The 251-nt window shown below is 65.3% G+C and carries 1 pseudogene; it reads left to right on the top strand.

Features of this window, described 5'->3' with window-relative positions:
* Positions 1 to 127 (top strand): annotated as a pseudogene (locus ACLBX8_RS32350) (transposase); the annotation flags it as partial.
* Positions 128 to 251: the final 124 nt, after the last annotated feature.

Raw genomic sequence — 251 nt, 5'->3', positions numbered from 1 at the left:
CGCACCCGGGGACATCGTGATCATGGACAATCTCGGCAGCCACAAAGGCCCGGCCGTGCGCGCGGCGATCGAGGCGGCGGGCGCGCGGCTCCTGTTCCTCCCGCCCTACTCGCCGGACTTCAATCCGTGTATGGATGGCTCCTGCGGGTCAAGGATGTCGATCGGTTTGGGTGAACTAGTCGGCTGCGGCCATGTATACGGCGTCTGATCTGCAGCGGGATCGCTGCGCGCCCTGATGAAGTCCGCTTGGA

The sequence above is a fragment of the Methylobacterium sp. D48H genome (assembly GCF_053345715.1).
Note: the sequence above shows the minus strand (reverse complement) of the source record. Positions and strands in the feature narration are given on the sequence as shown.